The 16,374-nt window shown below is 37.4% G+C and carries 16 protein-coding genes; 12 read left to right on the top strand and 4 right to left on the bottom strand.

All coding sequences use genetic code 11. From position 1 onward, the window contains the following. Positions 1–176 precede the first annotated feature (176 nt). Positions 177–911 carry an MIP/aquaporin family protein gene (locus JZO83_RS06915; RefSeq protein WP_207115347.1) on the bottom strand — a complete coding sequence of 245 codons (735 nt, stop codon included), beginning with the start codon at positions 909–911 and terminating at the stop codon, positions 177–179. Positions 912–1,333: 422 nt separating this feature from the next. On the opposite strand from JZO83_RS06915, the gene JZO83_RS06910 reads away from it, so the two are divergent. The 9 genes from JZO83_RS06910 (at position 1,334) to JZO83_RS06870 (ending at position 10,381) form a co-directional block, all read left to right on the top strand. Beyond that, complete coding sequence (locus JZO83_RS06910; RefSeq protein ID WP_206854778.1) at positions 1,334–2,857, top strand: helix-turn-helix domain-containing protein; 1,524 nt, start codon at positions 1,334–1,336, stop codon at positions 2,855–2,857. Next, positions 2,854–3,075 carry a DUF2829 domain-containing protein gene (locus JZO83_RS06905; RefSeq protein WP_206854515.1) on the top strand — a complete coding sequence of 74 codons (222 nt, stop codon included), beginning with the start codon at positions 2,854–2,856 and terminating at the stop codon, positions 3,073–3,075. The genes JZO83_RS06910 and JZO83_RS06905 overlap by 4 nt, the downstream gene beginning before the upstream one ends. Continuing rightward, entirely contained in the window at positions 3,072–3,833 is a 762-nt protein-coding gene (locus JZO83_RS06900) for a 3-oxoacyl-ACP reductase (protein ID WP_206854513.1), read from the top strand. Before JZO83_RS06905 ends, JZO83_RS06900 begins: the two co-directional genes overlap by 4 nt. Before the next feature lie 29 nt (positions 3,834–3,862). Continuing rightward, positions 3,863–4,504, top strand: a complete 642-nt coding sequence (locus tag JZO83_RS06895) for a DUF998 domain-containing protein (RefSeq protein ID WP_206854511.1) — start codon at positions 3,863–3,865, stop codon at positions 4,502–4,504. 469 nt (positions 4,505–4,973) lie between these two features. Further along, positions 4,974–5,873, top strand: coding sequence for an ABC transporter ATP-binding protein (locus JZO83_RS06890; RefSeq protein ID WP_206854509.1), 900 nt, complete (start codon positions 4,974–4,976; stop codon positions 5,871–5,873). Then, positions 5,866–7,122 (top strand): ABC transporter permease, encoded by a 1,257-nt coding sequence (locus tag JZO83_RS06885; RefSeq protein ID WP_206854506.1) that lies wholly within the window; start codon positions 5,866–5,868, stop codon positions 7,120–7,122. The genes JZO83_RS06890 and JZO83_RS06885 overlap by 8 nt, the downstream gene beginning before the upstream one ends. Positions 7,123–7,273: 151 nt before the next feature. Beyond that, a complete protein-coding gene (locus tag JZO83_RS06880) occupies positions 7,274–8,062 on the top strand; it encodes a GNAT family N-acetyltransferase (RefSeq protein WP_206854504.1) in 789 nt (262 codons plus the stop codon). Positions 8,063–8,153: 91 nt separating this feature from the next. Next, positions 8,154–9,386 (top strand): glycosyltransferase, encoded by a 1,233-nt coding sequence (locus JZO83_RS06875; RefSeq protein ID WP_207115346.1) that lies wholly within the window; start codon positions 8,154–8,156, stop codon positions 9,384–9,386. 41 nt (positions 9,387–9,427) lie between these two features. Beyond that, positions 9,428–10,381, top strand: a complete 954-nt coding sequence (locus JZO83_RS06870; protein ID WP_207115345.1) for a zinc-binding dehydrogenase — start codon at positions 9,428–9,430, stop codon at positions 10,379–10,381. A gap of 130 nt (positions 10,382–10,511) precedes the next feature. On the opposite strand, the gene JZO83_RS06865 is transcribed toward JZO83_RS06870, so the two are convergent. Continuing rightward, complete coding sequence (locus tag JZO83_RS06865; RefSeq protein WP_207115344.1) at positions 10,512–11,066, bottom strand: biotin transporter BioY; 555 nt, start codon at positions 11,064–11,066, stop codon at positions 10,512–10,514. A 910-nt stretch (positions 11,067–11,976) separates the two neighbouring features. Beyond that, positions 11,977–12,588 (bottom strand): 30S ribosomal protein S4, encoded by a 612-nt coding sequence (gene rpsD / locus JZO83_RS06860; protein ID WP_010734406.1) that lies wholly within the window; start codon positions 12,586–12,588, stop codon positions 11,977–11,979. Positions 12,589–12,911: 323 nt separating this feature from the next. Between rpsD and JZO83_RS06855 the strand changes: the two genes are divergently transcribed. Genes JZO83_RS06855 through JZO83_RS06845 form a run of 3 tightly spaced genes read left to right on the top strand, consistent with a single transcriptional unit; the run spans position 12,912 to position 15,158 of the window. Then, entirely contained in the window at positions 12,912–13,709 is a 798-nt protein-coding gene (locus JZO83_RS06855; RefSeq protein WP_207115343.1) for a formate/nitrite transporter family protein, read from the top strand. A 28-nt stretch (positions 13,710–13,737) separates the two neighbouring features. Then, a complete protein-coding gene (locus JZO83_RS06850; RefSeq protein ID WP_206854490.1) occupies positions 13,738–14,370 on the top strand; it encodes a DNA alkylation repair protein in 633 nt (210 codons plus the stop codon). A 14-nt stretch (positions 14,371–14,384) separates the two neighbouring features. Then, complete coding sequence (locus JZO83_RS06845) at positions 14,385–15,158, top strand: HAD family hydrolase (RefSeq protein ID WP_206854488.1); 774 nt, start codon at positions 14,385–14,387, stop codon at positions 15,156–15,158. Positions 15,159–15,317: 159 nt separating this feature from the next. Here JZO83_RS06845 and JZO83_RS06840 read toward each other — a convergent pair whose 3' ends face one another. Next, the gene (locus tag JZO83_RS06840) at positions 15,318–16,025 is read right to left on the bottom strand and encodes a hypothetical protein (RefSeq protein ID WP_207115342.1); all 708 of its coding nucleotides are present in this window, start codon (positions 16,023–16,025) and stop codon (positions 15,318–15,320) included. Positions 16,026–16,374: the final 349 nt, after the last annotated feature.

Raw genomic sequence — 16,374 nt, 5'->3', positions numbered from 1 at the left:
TCAGTCATCCCATTCATCGTTGATCTCAGCTACCTTATTCTGCCAATCCTACTATCTACCTGTTGCGTTCTGTCAACTGGCAGTTGCAAGAGTGGTTTTTAAGCTTGAAATCAACAAAAAACGGAAATCTAAGGAATTGCTTCCAAAGATTTCCGTTTTTACAGTACGCATTCATTTTATGCCATAAATAATGCTTTGTAGAGAAAGACTGCTACGATACCGGCACAAATCGGTGCGACAACTGGTACCCAAGCGTAACCCCATTGTGAAGAACCTTTATGTTTCAATGGTAACAACGCATGAACCAAACGTGGCGCAAAGTCACGAGCGGGGTTCAATCCAGGACCAGTAGGGCCACCTAGTGAAGCGACCAATGTCCAAACTAAGAAACCAAGAGCCAAATGAGCTGTTCCTAAGTTATCTTGGAAAAATGGTGCTTTTGTGATACCTAATGCGCCAAAGAATAAAACGAATGAACCGAAGAACTCATTGACGAAACCGTTGAATTTAGAACCAACGCTGTTGATCGTAGAGAAAGTACCTAATACATGATTCACGTCTTCTGTTTGATCGTAATAAGGTTTGTAACAAGCGACAACGATCAATTGGCCAAGAGCCGCTCCAAGTAGTTGAGCGACGATATAAGGTACGACTTCTGCCCAAGGGAATAACCCATTAGATGCTAAAGCAATCGTAAATGCCGGATTGATATGATTTCCGCTGATTCCACCAAAAATCATTGCTGGCATCATAACCCCAAAACCATAGCCGACCGCAATCAGCATCCAGTCACTGCCATATCCTTTTGTTCCTTTTAAGTCTACGTTTGCAACAGCACCATTACCTAAAACGATCAATAATGCTGTACCAAGTAGTTCCGCCGCAAGACGGGTCATAAGTGAATAATCCATAATACCCTCCATCAATTTATTGAAATATAAAAAAGAAACAGCAACACAAGTGGGTGAAGTGTTCCGTAAGAGGTGTATTTCTGTTGTTGTGATAAGTGCAAAATAAAAAATGACTTCTTTATGCAAAGAAATCCGAACAACAGGTGATACATTGATAAAACCCTATGACACAAAACACCAACCCTAACTATAAATATATCAAAAAAAAACATCGATTTTTATCAAATAGTGTCGGTTGTGATCTGCATTTTTTGAAAAATTTCAGAAAAATATCGATATGCCAATGGAAAAGAAAATGTATGGAACCAATCAAAGGCAGAACTATCCTTAATTGCTTCCTTCCTTTGGTAGTGCATCTGTTTGGATGTTTAGACAACGATTATATGCTACAATGAAGGAAATACGATCAAGGGGTGAAGTTGTTGTATTTGTCTTCTGAGTACTTAAAACGTTTTGACAAAGACTTATATTACAAAGTGCTCTTGCTCGAAAGCTTTGAAGATCAAGCAGGGCATACAGCTGTTCAACTTGCGCAAAAACTTCAGTTAGACGCGCGAAGTGTGTCCAAATATTTAAATGAATTGAGCAAAAACTATCATAGATTCAGTGGGAAAAATCAAGATTTATTTACAAAGAATAATCGCTCAGGTTATCATTTTTATCCTTCATTGGATCCCATTGAACGTGAACGCTTTTTGATTTATCTCGTGCAAAGTACGCTAAAGTATCAGCTGTTGCACGACATTTTTTTTGAAGAATTCCACACGCTCTATCAATTTGCCCAAAAGCATTATATCAGTGAGTCAACTGTTCATCGGAAAATCAATGAATGGAAAGAACAGTTTTCTGGATATGGCATCCAACTAAAAAGGGGAAGCTATATCGCATGCGGGGAAGAAGAAATCATTCGACTATATCTACATATGACTTTTTGGCAATTGTTTCGTGGAAAAGTTTGGCCTTTTGAAACGATTCCGCAAGAAGATGTGAAGCAAATCGCTGAACAAATTTTACTGTTTTTTGATGTGCGTTTGCATGAAATCAAAAAGCGGCGATTAGAGTATATGTTAGGAGCGTTTTTCTTACGCAAATCCCAAAAACATTATGTGGTTTTGAATAAGAAAAAGCGTGATTTGATTGAAGAAAATCCACTATTTAAAGCGTTCTGTCAATGGATGGAGCCTTTCTTACCCAACTATTTTCAAGCGAAAGAAGAATTAGGGGCGCTATTTCTCGTATTGATGACTCGGGAAGAATATTATCAAGCACCAATGATCCGTCAGCAGTTCTTCACTTTTCATCAACAACAACAAACGCCTCCTTTTACAGCTTTAATAGAAGCAAAAAAGGCGGTAAGTACGTATTATCAAGAGCAAAAACTAGAAGAAGAACCATTTACAAAAGAAGCAGAGAACTATTTATTCAGTAGTCACCTATTTGCTTATTTATTCCCTCAAGCGAAAGAAATGATTGATGAGAACGGTAACGATTTTAGTAGGCATTTAGTGATTGAAAATGAGTCGTTGAAACAGTGGTTGCGGAATTTTTTCAACAAAGAAAAGCAACATTCAGACGAGTGGGTCTATGAAAACGAGACATTTTTAATGCGAAGATATTTAACTGTGTTAAAAACAATGCGTGCGTTCAATCGACAATTGCCCAAGGTCACTATTTTATTGATGACGGATTTCCCTCTTTTTGAAGAAGAATTACTAAAAGAAAAACTAAGACAATTCTTCAAAGAAGAGTACCAGTTGTCGTTTTTGCCAGCGGATTATCGGGGAAAAGAGGTTGATCTGTTACTGTCTACAAGTAAGGTCCATCGCAAACCTTGGGCGGACTTAGATTACTTTATCGTGACCGCTGACCTTGAACTCTCGGATTATATCCGATTATTTGATAAAATCAAAGAAATCCAAATAAAGAAAGCGAGAAAAAAAACATGACATTTGAAGAAGTATTACCCAAGTTGAAAACAGGTGCGAAAGTCATTCGAAAAGGCTGGAGCGGATTTGAATTATATGTAGTTCTTGTATCAGGCGATGAATTTGATGGGTGTCCAGTTACGCCATATTTTCTGATCAAAACAAGTGATGAAGGATTTTCAAGCTTCGCGCCAACCGTTTGTGACATTCTAGCAGAAGATTGGATGATCGTTGAATGACCAATCATTATCCTGATTTAGCGAATCAAGTCGTCTTTGTGACAGGCGCAGCTCAAGGAATCGGTGCTGCGCAAGCAGAAGCTTTTTTAAACCAACAAGCGGTCGTGTTTGGAGTGGATTTGAAATTAGGACGTATGGAAGAACTAGCTACAAAATACCCTGAGCATTTTGTTCCATTTATCGGTGACATTTCGCAAAAAGAAGTGATTGAAAAAGCGGTCATGACTTGCCGTGAAACAGTCGGGACCATTACTATTTTGTTGAACACCGCAGGGATTCTTGATGATTACAAGCCTTTGTTAGAAACAGAAGAAACACTTTGGGATCGAATCTATGAGGTCAACGTGAAAAGCTTGTTTCGACTAACAAAACAAGTATTGCCGGATATGTTAGAAAAGCAAACAGGTACGATTATCAACATGGCCTCGATTGCAGGTATGGTAGCTGGTGGTGGCGGAATCGCCTATACGAGTGCGAAGCATGCAATCATCGGGTTTACGAAACAATTAGCTCTTGATTATGCGGCTCAAGGGATCCGCGTAAAAGCCATCGCACCAGGAGCTATCCAAACACCAATGAATGCGGCTGATTTTGCAGGCGATGGAGAGATGGCAAAATGGGTGGCAGAAGAGACACCTGTCAAACGTTGGGCGCAACCAGAAGAAGTGGCAGAATTAACGTTGTTTCTTGCGACGCCTCAAGCGAGTTATATCCATGGGGCAGTCGTCCCAATCGATGGCGGTTGGCTGCTTAAATAGTAATAAACAGAATAAGTGGGGGTGAAAGGATGAAAGGGCTCAACTGGTTGATGCCTCTTGGAATGGTCAGTGTAGTGGCATATGTTTTACATGTTTTTCTTGGTCAACACCTTTGGAAAACCTATGATCCAATCACCACAGACATTAGCTCGTTAACCGCAGTCGATGCACCAAATGCGGAATTATTGAATGCAATCCTGCTTGTTTATGGATTATGCTTTTTACTTTTCGTCGTTGGAATGGTCGTGAAATCAGTTGAAAAGTATCATTGGTTGACCCGAATCGGTTATCTGCTCTTTCTTGTGATGGCAATTACCACGGTGGTGGGGTATAAACTATTTCCACTGACCGGCGACAAAACGGAGATGAATTTTCAAAATATGATGCACATCATCGTGACGATCATTGTCGTATTCACTACCATTTCCGCCCTTTTCCTGATTGGTTTTGGCTACCTTAAACAAGAAAAACTACCAACATTTGGAAAAATCTGTATAGCAACTGCCACATTGATTACTTTATTTGGGGCATTGAATCCAATTGGTATGGCACAAGGTTGGAATATTTTAGGATTGACAGAACGAATGGTGATTTTTCCGCTGCAAGCATTTGTTTTTTTCCTGTCTTATATCTATACAACAAACAATAAGTTGATAGTGAGCGACGAATAATGTCCCAGACACATAATAGGAATAGTTAAGCGAAAGGTAAAGCTATTTTGAATAAGAAATAAGGAAACCTAGGATAAAAACCAGAGAATGTTCTGGTTTTTGTTCTAGGTTTATTTCTAACGAAGAAATCGTATATGTCTTAAATTACTGAATAACCCTTCATTTCTATCTATAACCAAAAAAATAAAATAACAAAAGTTACGTGTTTTGTGTGATAAAAAACGTTTGTTTTCATATGTTTCGAAAAAAATGAATGGAAATAAAATTACATTTTAGTTATAATTGGATGATAAATGAATAATATTATAACGGTTTATTCCTACAAGTAAGCGTAAATACCAGTCAAGAAGAGTTGAAATCATTTTTAAACCAAACAACTGTGTGTAGATTACCGGAAACCGTATAAATAACTATCTCATTTTTTATGTATGCGATTTCTTTACGGAATGTGCATAGAGGGAGGATTTGCATGTTAGAAGTGAATAATTTAGTAAAGAGTTTTGGGAATTACACAGCAGTGGATCAAGTATCCTTTCAAATTCCCCGTGGGAAGATCATGGGTTTGATCGGGCAAAACGGAGCTGGGAAAACGACGACTTTTCGTTTGATTTTAGATTTTTTGACACAAGATCAAGGAGAGGTTTTATGGAATGGACAACACTTAAGTGAAAAAGACTATGATGTGATTGGCTATTTGCCAGAGGAACGCGGACTTTATCCAAGGGTATCAATCCAAGAACAGTTGATTTATTTTGCCTCACTTCGAGGGAAAACCAAAAAAGAAATCGAACCTAAAATCGATTTTTGGATGGAGAAATTTCAAGTGAAAGGAAAGAAAACAGATAAAGTAAAATCGCTGTCTAAAGGAAATCAACAAAAAGTCCAACTGATTGCTACATTGATCCATGAACCTAAATTGATCATTCTAGATGAACCATTCAGCGGCTTAGATCCAGTCAATGCAGAGTTATTAAAAGATGGGATCATCGAATTGAAAGATAAAGGTTCAAGTGTCATCTTTTCAAGTCATAATATGGACAATGTGGAGAAGATTTGTGATCATTTGATCATGTTACGGAATGGAAAAATGGTTTTAGATGGCAAAGTCCATGAGATCCGTGAAGCCTTTGGGCGTACAAAGCTGTTTCTTGAATCAGATCTTTCGAAAGAAGAGATTGAAGAAATCAGTGGCGTACAACAAGTCAATATGCGTGAGGACCAATCTTTAGAAATCACATTAGAAGATCCAGAAGTAGGTAAAGAAATTTTCGCTCGTGCCATGCAATCTGGCTATATCCCAATGTTCAATCAACAACCACCAACATTGGAAGAAATATTTAAAATGAAAGCGGGTGAGCTCGGTGCGTAAATTTTGGATCATTGCAAAAGATGTCTATTGGAAAAATGTCAAAACGTTCTCCTTTCTCATCATGATTCTAGTTCCGTTTTTTACCATGGGAATCAGTTATGTTGCAAGTACGTTTGCACAACGAACTGGTGAAATCAATCGTATAGGGATCGTAGCAGACAATGAGGAAATTTCTCAGTATCTGGAACAAATCAAGTCGGATGATTTTGAATTTGAAGCAGTAGAGACTGAACAAGCAGGTGAAGAGAAGTTAGCAGACGAGCAGTTAGATGCGTATATGATCATTTCAACTGAAAATAATACCGTTTCTGGAGAGTTGTTCAGTGAGAATTCATTAGGACAAGTGACTCAAGTCATAATCCAACAGCAGTTGAATGGCATCCAATCGATGATTCGTGCGACAAACTTAGGTGTAACGCCTGAAGAAGTTGCTCAACTAAGTCAGCAGGCAACATTTACTCGGCAAAAAGTCAGCTTTGACGAGAATGGTGAAATGATGATCGGAGAAGATCATTCGCGAGTCCAAAATATAGTCAGTTCGATTGTTAGCGTGTTCTTGCTTCTTATTATCATGACTTATTCACAAATCATTGCGCAAGAAATTGCTTCTGAAAAAGGAACAAGAATCATGGAAGTCATATTATCGAGTACTACGGCACAAAAACATTTTTATGGAAAATTGACAGGAATCTTACTTGTGGCACTCACGCAAATGGGATTGTATGCCATTATTTTTGGATTTGGCTATACGCAGTTCAAAGATATGGAGATCGTCCAAATGTTTTTAGCAGATGTATCCTTGGAGATGTTCTTTGGACCATTCCTATGGTATGTACTACTATTTATGATTTTAGGTATTTTGATCTATTCTATTTTAGCGGCTCTTTGCGGTTCGTTAGTCAATAAAGCAGAGGATACAGCAAAAGCAATCGTTCCTGTGACGTATCTTTCTATTGGTGGCTATGGATTAGGGGTGATGCTAGCTGTAATTGATCCGAGTAATATCGTTCTTCGCATCACGTCTTATATTCCATTTCTTTCGTCATATATCATGCCGATTCGCTTGGCAAATGAAACAGCGCAGAATATGGAGGCTTGGATTTCATTGATCATCCTGCTTGTAGCGACATTAGGACTGATGTTCTTTTCTGCCACAATGTATAAATCCAATGTCTTGGTCTATAGTGAAGGTGGGATTTGGAGTTCCTTGAAACAATCGATTTCCATCATGCGAAATGAGAAAAAATAGTAAATATAATGACATATGAAAAACAAGCCAGATTCCTCAGAATACGCTGATGAATCTGGCTTGTTTGCAAAAAAGACAGCTAAGGACGAGAAGTATTTAACTAGATAAAAAAATTCTGGTAATAGAAAAGTAAATTTTAGGAGAGTAAAAAATGTTAAAAACAATGAATGACCGACAAGTGAAGCAATGTGAGAAATACTATACAAAATGTATGGCAGATGAAAAAAAAGAAGGAAAAGTGATTCGATTTACAGATGAGCGATTACTAGATATGTATGACCTAAATTTCACGTTGATCGCTGAAAGTGATTCCCAAGAGGAGTTGTTGGATATCATCGAACGGGAAGTGTTGCTTAGAAAAGAACAAAAGCATTCATTTTGTAAAATCCAAATATATTTTCAACTCAACAGTGAGCAGTTAGCACAAGTTGAACAACAAGTTGAAATAGAAACAGATGGTTTTTATTTGTTTGATTTGTCTAAATTTGATCATATCCGCTCAAGAACAGACTGTAAAGTAATAAAAGTCACGAATCTTTCGCAATTAAAAGAAAAATTGATGATTGAGTTAGAGGACGAAACGGACCCAGATTACATGGCTTTTGTAGAAAATAAAGAAAAACGCAAAGAAGAAGTTTATTTGAGTGAAGGCAAAATTAATACGTATCTTTGTTATGATGAGACAAATCAAGTGGTGGGCAGTTGTGATTTGTTTATTCATCAAGGGATAGCAAAAATTGAAGATTTCCACATCATTTCTGAGGAACAGCGCAAAGGGTATGGCACGACGTTGATCAAAGAATTAATGAAGGATGCCATAGAACAAGGAGCTACCAAGGTTTATCTAGTAGCGAATGAAGACGAAACAGCAAAAGAGATGTATTTAAAACTTGGATTTGAAAAAATCGGAGAACAGCAGGGGATCTTCTTTCAATGGTAGTTAGGTAAAATAAGTTTCACTTTACTACCGATTGATTTTACTGATTCGTCAAGTATTACTATAGCTACTAACTTGTTATTGGAGAGAATAAATGGAGACAATCGTATTTGCCCCAGCAACATTCAATTTAGCGGAAACAACAAGAATGATTGAGGTAGAAAATAATTTAAAAGACGCTGGGCATTGTATTTTTTTTGGATTTTCTAAAACTTATAAGCATCTAATAGAGGATGCAGGATTCACTTTTTATTTATTAAAACCTATATTTACCTTGGAACAAGAGAAACAAATAATCAAAGTAGATCAAATGAAGTCCATCAGACATCCATTTACGTTTAAAATCGTTCAGGAACGAATAGAAAATGAGTTGGCTTTCTATCAGAAGAAACAGCCTAAAGTGATTGTCACAGGAACGAATATCACTGCTTTTTTATCCGCTAGAATCTATAAAGTACCACTGATATATATCAAACCTTTTGCGTTGACAAGAGAGCAACTATCTTTGTATGATGCACCTGCACCTCATCAACTGACACAAAAAATAATTCCAACCAACTTCATTTGGTCAATCTGCAAAAAAATATTCCTTCATACAAAATGGAAACCTTATGCACTAAAGCGTGTAGCCAAAAAGTATGGTTTGACACTTCCAAAATATACGATTGACTTATTATCGGGTGAGTTGGATTTGCTCACGACGCATCCAACCTTTATTTCTGAAGTACCCTTATCAAAAAATATGCGTATAGTAGGTCCCATTTATGCTCGATTCGATTTAGAAATACCTGATTTCATCAAAAAGGTGATTCAAGTTGCGAAAGCGAATAAAGTGAAAGTGATCTATGTATCTATGGGGAGTTCAGGGAACAAAAAAATGATCTTAAAACTTTTGAATATTCTTAACAGATTGGATTGTGTCGTGATAGCACCAGTAAAACACTTCATAACAGGAGATTCTAATGAAAATAATTTTGGTAAGAATATCTATTTGACAGAGTTATTACCAGCACATCTGATTTCAAAAGAAGTTGATCTTTCAATCATCCATGGCGGAGAGGGAACTATCCAAACGGCATGCACATCAGGTAAGCCATTTATTGGTGTCGGACTTCAATATGAGCAAGAATTGAACATTCGCTATTGTGAACAATTCGGGAATGCATTGTCTGTACGTCCAAATGAAATAAAGTATCATAAAATAGTAACTACGCTTCAAAAAATTTCTTCCAAGAGATATAGCCAAAAAGCAATCGAAATGAAGACACTTATGACGATCGATGGTGCAAAAAATGCAGCAGAGATCATTAAGGCAGAATACCTCTAAAATAAGTAGAAAAAAATAAGTGGTGTTAGGAGATAATGTAGATGAAAGCCTTATATTTTGAAAGCTTTGGAAGTTCGGACGTCTTGCAGTATGGTGAACTTCCTGATCCCGTAATTGCCAACAAAGAACTATTAGTTCAAATGGAGTATATAGGACTGAATTACGCAGATATCTATCGAAGAAAAGGAAATTACCATATCGAAAAACATATACCTTATATCAATGGCTATGAAGGAGTAGGCACTGTAGTGGAAATAGGTCCCGCGGTCGCCGAGTATGAAGTTGGTGATAAAGTCTTGTTTGTTGATGTTCCGTTTGCTAATGCTGAATTGGTAGCTGTACCTGAAGAAAAGGCGATAAGAGTACCAAAGACAATCGATATCCAATTAATAGCAAGCATTGGGCTACAAGGCTTGACCGCAGATTTTTTAGCGCATGATCTAGGTTTGAACGGCAAGGATGAGAATGTTTTCGTACATGGTATCAGTGGTGGCGTAGGGCAAATCTTATCGCAAATGCTCACGGCAGATGGCGTCAAAGTTTATGGTGTAACTTCTACAGAAGAGAAGCAACAACTCGCATTGAACCAAGGCGCAGAGATGGTCTTTGTGAGAAATTCTGGTTGGGAATCTGAATATCATTCTTTTTTTGATACAGTCTACGATGGCGTAGGATCTACTTTACTTGAGAGTACTTCGTTGCTCAAAAATAGAGGAAAGGTGGTTTTCTTCGGTATGGCTGGGGGAAATCCACCAACTATTGATTTCATCCAATTATTATCTCAATCTAAAAGTATACTAACTGGGGATTTATGGGATTACTTGACCAGCGCAAACGAACGAAAAGAAAGAAGCGCAAGGCTGTTCAAGTATTTTGAAGAGGAAAAAATGGTAACGAGTCCACCAACGATTTATGCTTTAAAAGAGGGGAAACAAGCACATGAGCATCTTGAATCAGGTAAAAGCATCGGGAAAATACTTTTGCAACCTTCGTAAGTTCTTTCGTCACCAATCTAGGATAAGAAAAATATTTCGGTAATAAGGGGGAATCCACCAAAATTTGGCTCATTTGGTGGATTCCGCTTTATTTCCCGAAGTCAAACATTTATATCTCCATCTCCGCTAGTTATTTTTTTGATGAAAGAATCGTTTCTGATTTGAAATGTAGTCGTCTTCGCAAGGTACTTCCAACGTACGCTGCCCCTGTACTTTTGATCAATTCTGGCAATAAAAAAGGAACGAATCCGCTGAGTAGAGCTGTTTGAAATGATAAATTACCACTGAATGATAACCACAGAGTTCCTACAACTAAAGCAAGAAGAGAGCCGAATAGATTGGCGCACCAAGCGTGAAAAAAGCGAGAACTGCTCTTTTCAATCCACCAACCAATGACGAAAGATTGAAGAATAAAACCAAAAAGGTAACCACCTGATGGGCCAAATAAGACGCCTATTCCCCCAGTCATGCCGGAAAAGACGGGGAGGCCAATCAACCCTAATAAGAGATACATACAAACAGCGAGAGTACCAGTACGTTTCCCTAGGAAGGTGGCGGTCAACCCAATCGCAAAAGTCTGGCCAGTCAGTGGAATCACGCCTAATGGAATCGCAAATTGTGAGAGTACAGCAATGATTGCTGTAAATTCGGCAACGAGTATAAGTTCTTTTAATGATTTTGTCATCAGCTTTCCTTTCGTTAACCATTTTATTTTTAAAGGTTAACGAAATTATAGAGGAAAAGAAAACAAATGTAAAGGATCCGTATATTTATTTTTTTGTTACATTACGTGAAGCAAGAGTGCAAAAATATTTCCGCACGTGGAAAAAAGTATGAATAGCAAGTGTTTTGATACATGATATAATTTTTATATAACATAAACAACTATATTTTGGCACATAGAAAAATGAGGATTTTTTGAATTTGAATCTTCTATAGAGAGGTGCCCAATGTAGTCAATGAAATCGTTTGTTGATTCAATCGATCAGCTAGACATTCATTGATTTACAATGGGCACTAAATGTTGTTTGAGTAATGAGTGTGCCAAGAATCAGCAACTGTGAAAGTGACAAGGTAATCTGTCTATCCACCATTGATAAAGGGAAAACGAAGCAGTTGATTGTTTAAAGGAGACATTTCATTAGGAAAGCAACGATGCTGACTATTTTGTTCCATTCAAAGCATCACACTTTAGAGATCTTTTTCTTTTCCTCGTCTAGATTAAGTGGAAGGTATTCAATGACGATGTTTTTAGAGAACAATAGGCGAACGACAAAAGCTTCGCTGTTCGATCACCCAAATAAAGAATCTTTCAATGTTCCTTCCTATTGATCCAGTCACTGAAACACCTGAAACAGCTAAAGCCAACATCCAAAGATAGCACTCGAATCAGCGTGACATATACGCTGTTTCGAGTGCTATCTTTGGATATGTGCCGGCTTGAGGAGAGGGAGGTTGGTTTCTTGTTACTTGGAGCTAACCGGATTTTTCACAACCTCGATAAACGGTGTTCAAAAAGCTGACCTTCAACAGTAAGCTAAAAAAACCAGCTATCCATAAGATAGCCGGCTTTTTTTGTACCAAAGTTTTTTGAATTATAGGCTTTGGTTGTAGTATTCAACGACAAGAGCTTCGTCGATTTCTGGGTACAATTCGTCACGTTCTGGTAAACGAGTCAATGAACCTTCTAATTTTTCAGCATCGAAGCTTACGAATGCTGGACGTCCAACAGTTGCTTCAACTGCTTCTTTAACAGTTGAGATGTTTTGTGATTTTTCACGAACTGAGATCACTTGACCAACTGCAACGTGGTATGAAGGGATGTCAACGCGTTTGCCATCAACCATGATATGACCATGGTTAACTAATTGACGTGCTTGACGACGAGTAGTTGCAAGACCTAAACGATAAACAACATTGTCTAAACGTTGTTCTAGTAAGATCATGAAGTTAACCCCGTGTTTACCTTCTTTGATTTTGCTTGCTTTAACGAACAAGTTACGGAATTGACGTTCGTTCATACCGTACATATGACGTAATTTTTGTTTTTCAGTTAATTGCATACCGTATTCTGATTGTTTGCCACGGCTGTTTGGTCCATGTTGACCTGGAGCGTAAGGGCGACGTGCTAATTCTTTTCCTGTGCCAGATAATGAAATACCTAGGCGACGAGAAATTTTCCATGATGGTCCTGTATAACGAGACATTAAAATTTCCTCCAATAGATAACTATATTTTTTGGAGTAAAATAATCCGTTAAAAAATTCATAATCGTATAGTTTGTTCTTCAATCTTCACCTTTGCAGCCGCGGTTACACAATTGAACCCGAAGCGGGGCAACAAACTAGGGACGAGTTATTATTTTTCTGCTGCATTATTTTACACGAATAACAGTATAAGCGATATGACTGGTCAATGTCAAGCGAATAAGTAGCAAAAAAGCTTTACAAACCTCGACTCTGTCTATAGAATAAGAGGGTATATGCCAAAAGCATGAAAATAATTGAACAAATCTTAAAGGAGAAAAGAGATGAACCCAGTATCACCGTTGTTTGAAAAGATTGAAGCATCAATCGAAAAGAAAGTTGATTTGATCGAAAATAGTTACGCCCGCTATGCTGTGCGTGCTGTATTAGCTAGTTTGTTCTTGACACTTGGAACCGCTGTTGCTTTTTCGATTGCGATCAAAGGTGAGCATATTGCTCATGGCTTTGGAAAGATGCTTTATGCGTTTATGTTTAGTTGGTCGTTAGTAATGATTTTATACATGAATGCTGAACTTGGTACCTCAAATATGCTTTATATGTCAGTTGGGGTCCAACGTAAGCGATTAAAATTAGGAGTAGCTGCAAAAATTCTGTTTACTTGTATTTTATTTAACTTGATCGGTGGGGTATTATTTGGCTTTTTAGTTTCTTTGACTACACCATTCCAAGATCTGCCGATGGATAATTATATGTTAGAGTCGATCGCAGTCAAATTGACGAAACCGACGATGACAATTTTAGTGGAAGCAATGTTTGCCAACATTGTAGTAAATACAGCGGTATTGATCAGTATGAGAATGAAAGATGATGCGGGGAAAGTCTTAGCAATTGTTTTCATTATTTTCATTTTTGCTTTTCTAGGCTATGAACACGTTATCGCCAATTTCCCAGCATTTACATTAGCTTATTTCGTTTCAGGCGGACACATGGACGCGATGACAGTGGGCAATATCATCCACAACTTAACGTTTGCTTTGATTGGAAACTATATTGGTGGAGGATTAGTGATTGGTTTAGGCTATGCATGGTTGAATCAATCGAAATCATCTTATGTTGACTAAGAGGTACCTCTAAAAGGGAGGAAGTGTTTTGGAGAAAATCATATTTCCTAAAAACACCGAAAAAGCGGTACAGATGGAAGCTTATATGAAACATCATTTCCGCTTTGCTGGTGTGCCTAAGCCAGAAAGAGCATTGATACAGAAATCATTAATGAAAGAAAGTCAGAAGTTACCTGTTCCTGAACTACTTTCTTTAGTAGCTGATTACTATGCACGAGAAGAGCGTGAATATCAATATTTAGCGATCGATCTAGTCCAGAAGAACGTCAAACGACTCTCTTTTGAGAATCTAGTATGGTTGCGTGAACTTGTCTCACAGAAGGAATGGTGGGACAGCATTGATTCATGGCAAAAAGTCTACAGTACATGGGGGAAACTTCATCAAGAAATCGAAGCTGTTTTCCAGTTATTTGAAGGTCAAGAAGATTTTTGGTTGAGACGCATTGCGATTACCTTACAACTAGGTTTTAAAGAGCAGACAGATGTCACTTTACTTGAACGGGCGATTGATGCAGATCGTTCAACAAAGGAATTTTTTATTCAAAAGGCCATTGGTTGGGCGCTGCGAGATTATAGTAAAACAAATCCACTTTGGGTAAAAGAACAATTGACGAAAGAATTAAGCAAACTTGCAACGAGAGAAGCAAGTAAGTATTTATAGAGAGGCGAGATAGAATGACACGCAAATTAATTGCTTTTGATATCGACGGCACGTTGTTAGACTCCAACAAGCAAGCGTTGGATAGTACGAGGGAAGCCTTGGAAAAACTGCGTAAAGATGGACATTTAGTGACGATTGCTACAGGGCGTAGTCGCTTTCACGCACAAGAAGTTATCCGTGATCTAGCATTTAGCAATTATATTCTATGTAACGGTGCAGCCGGATTTTTGGATCATGAACAAGTCTACAAAAATTTGCTGGATGAAGAACAGTTACACCAATTTATTCAAGAAGCACAAGAAAAGGCTATCGATACCGCATTTGTTAGTTTGGATTCAATCAAACGCTTTTCATCTAATCGTATCGATATGATGGAAGATGCGATGCATTCATTTGGTGCGCATTTACCAGAATTGGATGAATACTTTGTTGAAAAACAGGATGTGTATCAAGCATTAGCTTTCTTTGATCACTCTTATGACCAACAATTCAGTGCTTACGATCGTATCCGTTTTGTGCGCTGGCACGAAAATAGTGTCGATGTGGTGCCGCACGATGGTTCAAAAGCGGTAACGATCATGAACCTGGCGAACCGAGTGGGGATTGCGCCAGAAGACGTCATCAGTTTTGGTGATGGACAAAATGATCGTGAAATGCTGCGTATGTCTGGTATTGGCGTCGCAATGGGCAATGCAGTACCAGAAGTCCAAGCAGAAGCAAAAATGGTCACAGATACGAATGATCAAGATGGTATTTGGAAGGCTTTGAAAGAATTAGCTTTGATTTAGGTTGAAGATATACTTCAGCAATAAAATTTAGTTAAAAAGAGGGTATTCAATAGGATTTTTCTGATTGAATGCCCTCTGTGTTTATTTTCTTTCTTCTGTTAGGATACAGGAATTACTAAAGTGACTATTCTTTTCTAATTAAATTATGTAATAATTCTTTTACATATTGCTATCAATCCAAGCTGTATCATTTCCTACTCTGAAGTATAAATATAATGATTTAGATACATTTCCTAAATTCCAACCGCCTTTAACGCCACCGTATGCAGAATATCCAGATTGTTCTTTTGCTCGGAATATACCTTGAGAAATAAGAGAAAAATTACCAAGTCCAGCCCAATTTACATTGTAAATTCTATCAATTTGGTCATAATTTCCTTGTAGATTGGTATAGTCAGCTTTGAAAACAAGCTCAAAACCAGAGTAGAAACCATGAATTGCTGTACCTTTACAACTTGAATAGCCGGAACCACTAGTCCAACTTCCTCCTTCTCTCCAAGTAGAAATACCAATAATAGGATTTTTAGATTCTTCAATTTCTTTGCTAATATTTTCAATAATAATATCTTTATTTAGTTCGATACCATTTTCATCATAAAATGTTACATCTGTAAAATCTACACGAATACTTTCCAAATCTCCTATTGACTTGCTTGTATTTGATTTCAGAGTTTCAAATATATATTTACTAATACTTGTTGTATTTTTATCGAAAGCTAAAGGATCTTGCTTTTGTTGGATATTTGTTTCTAGAGGAGTTGGATTTTTATTAATTTCAATAGCTGTTACTAGAGGCGTACCAGTACTTCCCCCAACTGATAAAATAGTTGTTGCTAAACCAATCTGTATAACCTTTTTCAAAAACATAGGGTTACCTCCTTAATAGTATGTTATTATATTCTTATATATTTTATCATTAGTGAAATTTTTAGAAAACGTTTTCTTTGGATGGTGAGTGTTTTCTTATTCTGGAGGTGATATCATGGGAGACATCGTCGTACACGTTGTTTTAGTTTTTAAATTTCTGTTTTTGTTCATGCTCTTCACAGGTTTACCACTATGTATTGTTTACTTAGTAAAAAAATAAAAAAAAAATTTCGATCAATTTACATAGTTAGAGATAAGAAGAGAAAAAGTTGTTGCTGGTTAGTTCCCAATGCCCTTTCTTAATATTCTAGAAAAGAGCTTCTTTTACAGAACTTCTGAACGAGAAAGC

Origin of the sequence: Enterococcus sp. DIV1298c (genome assembly GCF_017316315.1) — a bacterium.
GTDB classification, from domain to species: Bacteria; Bacillota; Bacilli; order Lactobacillales; family Enterococcaceae; genus Enterococcus_B; species Enterococcus_B mangumiae.
Note: the sequence above shows the minus strand (reverse complement) of the source record. Positions and strands in the feature narration are given on the sequence as shown.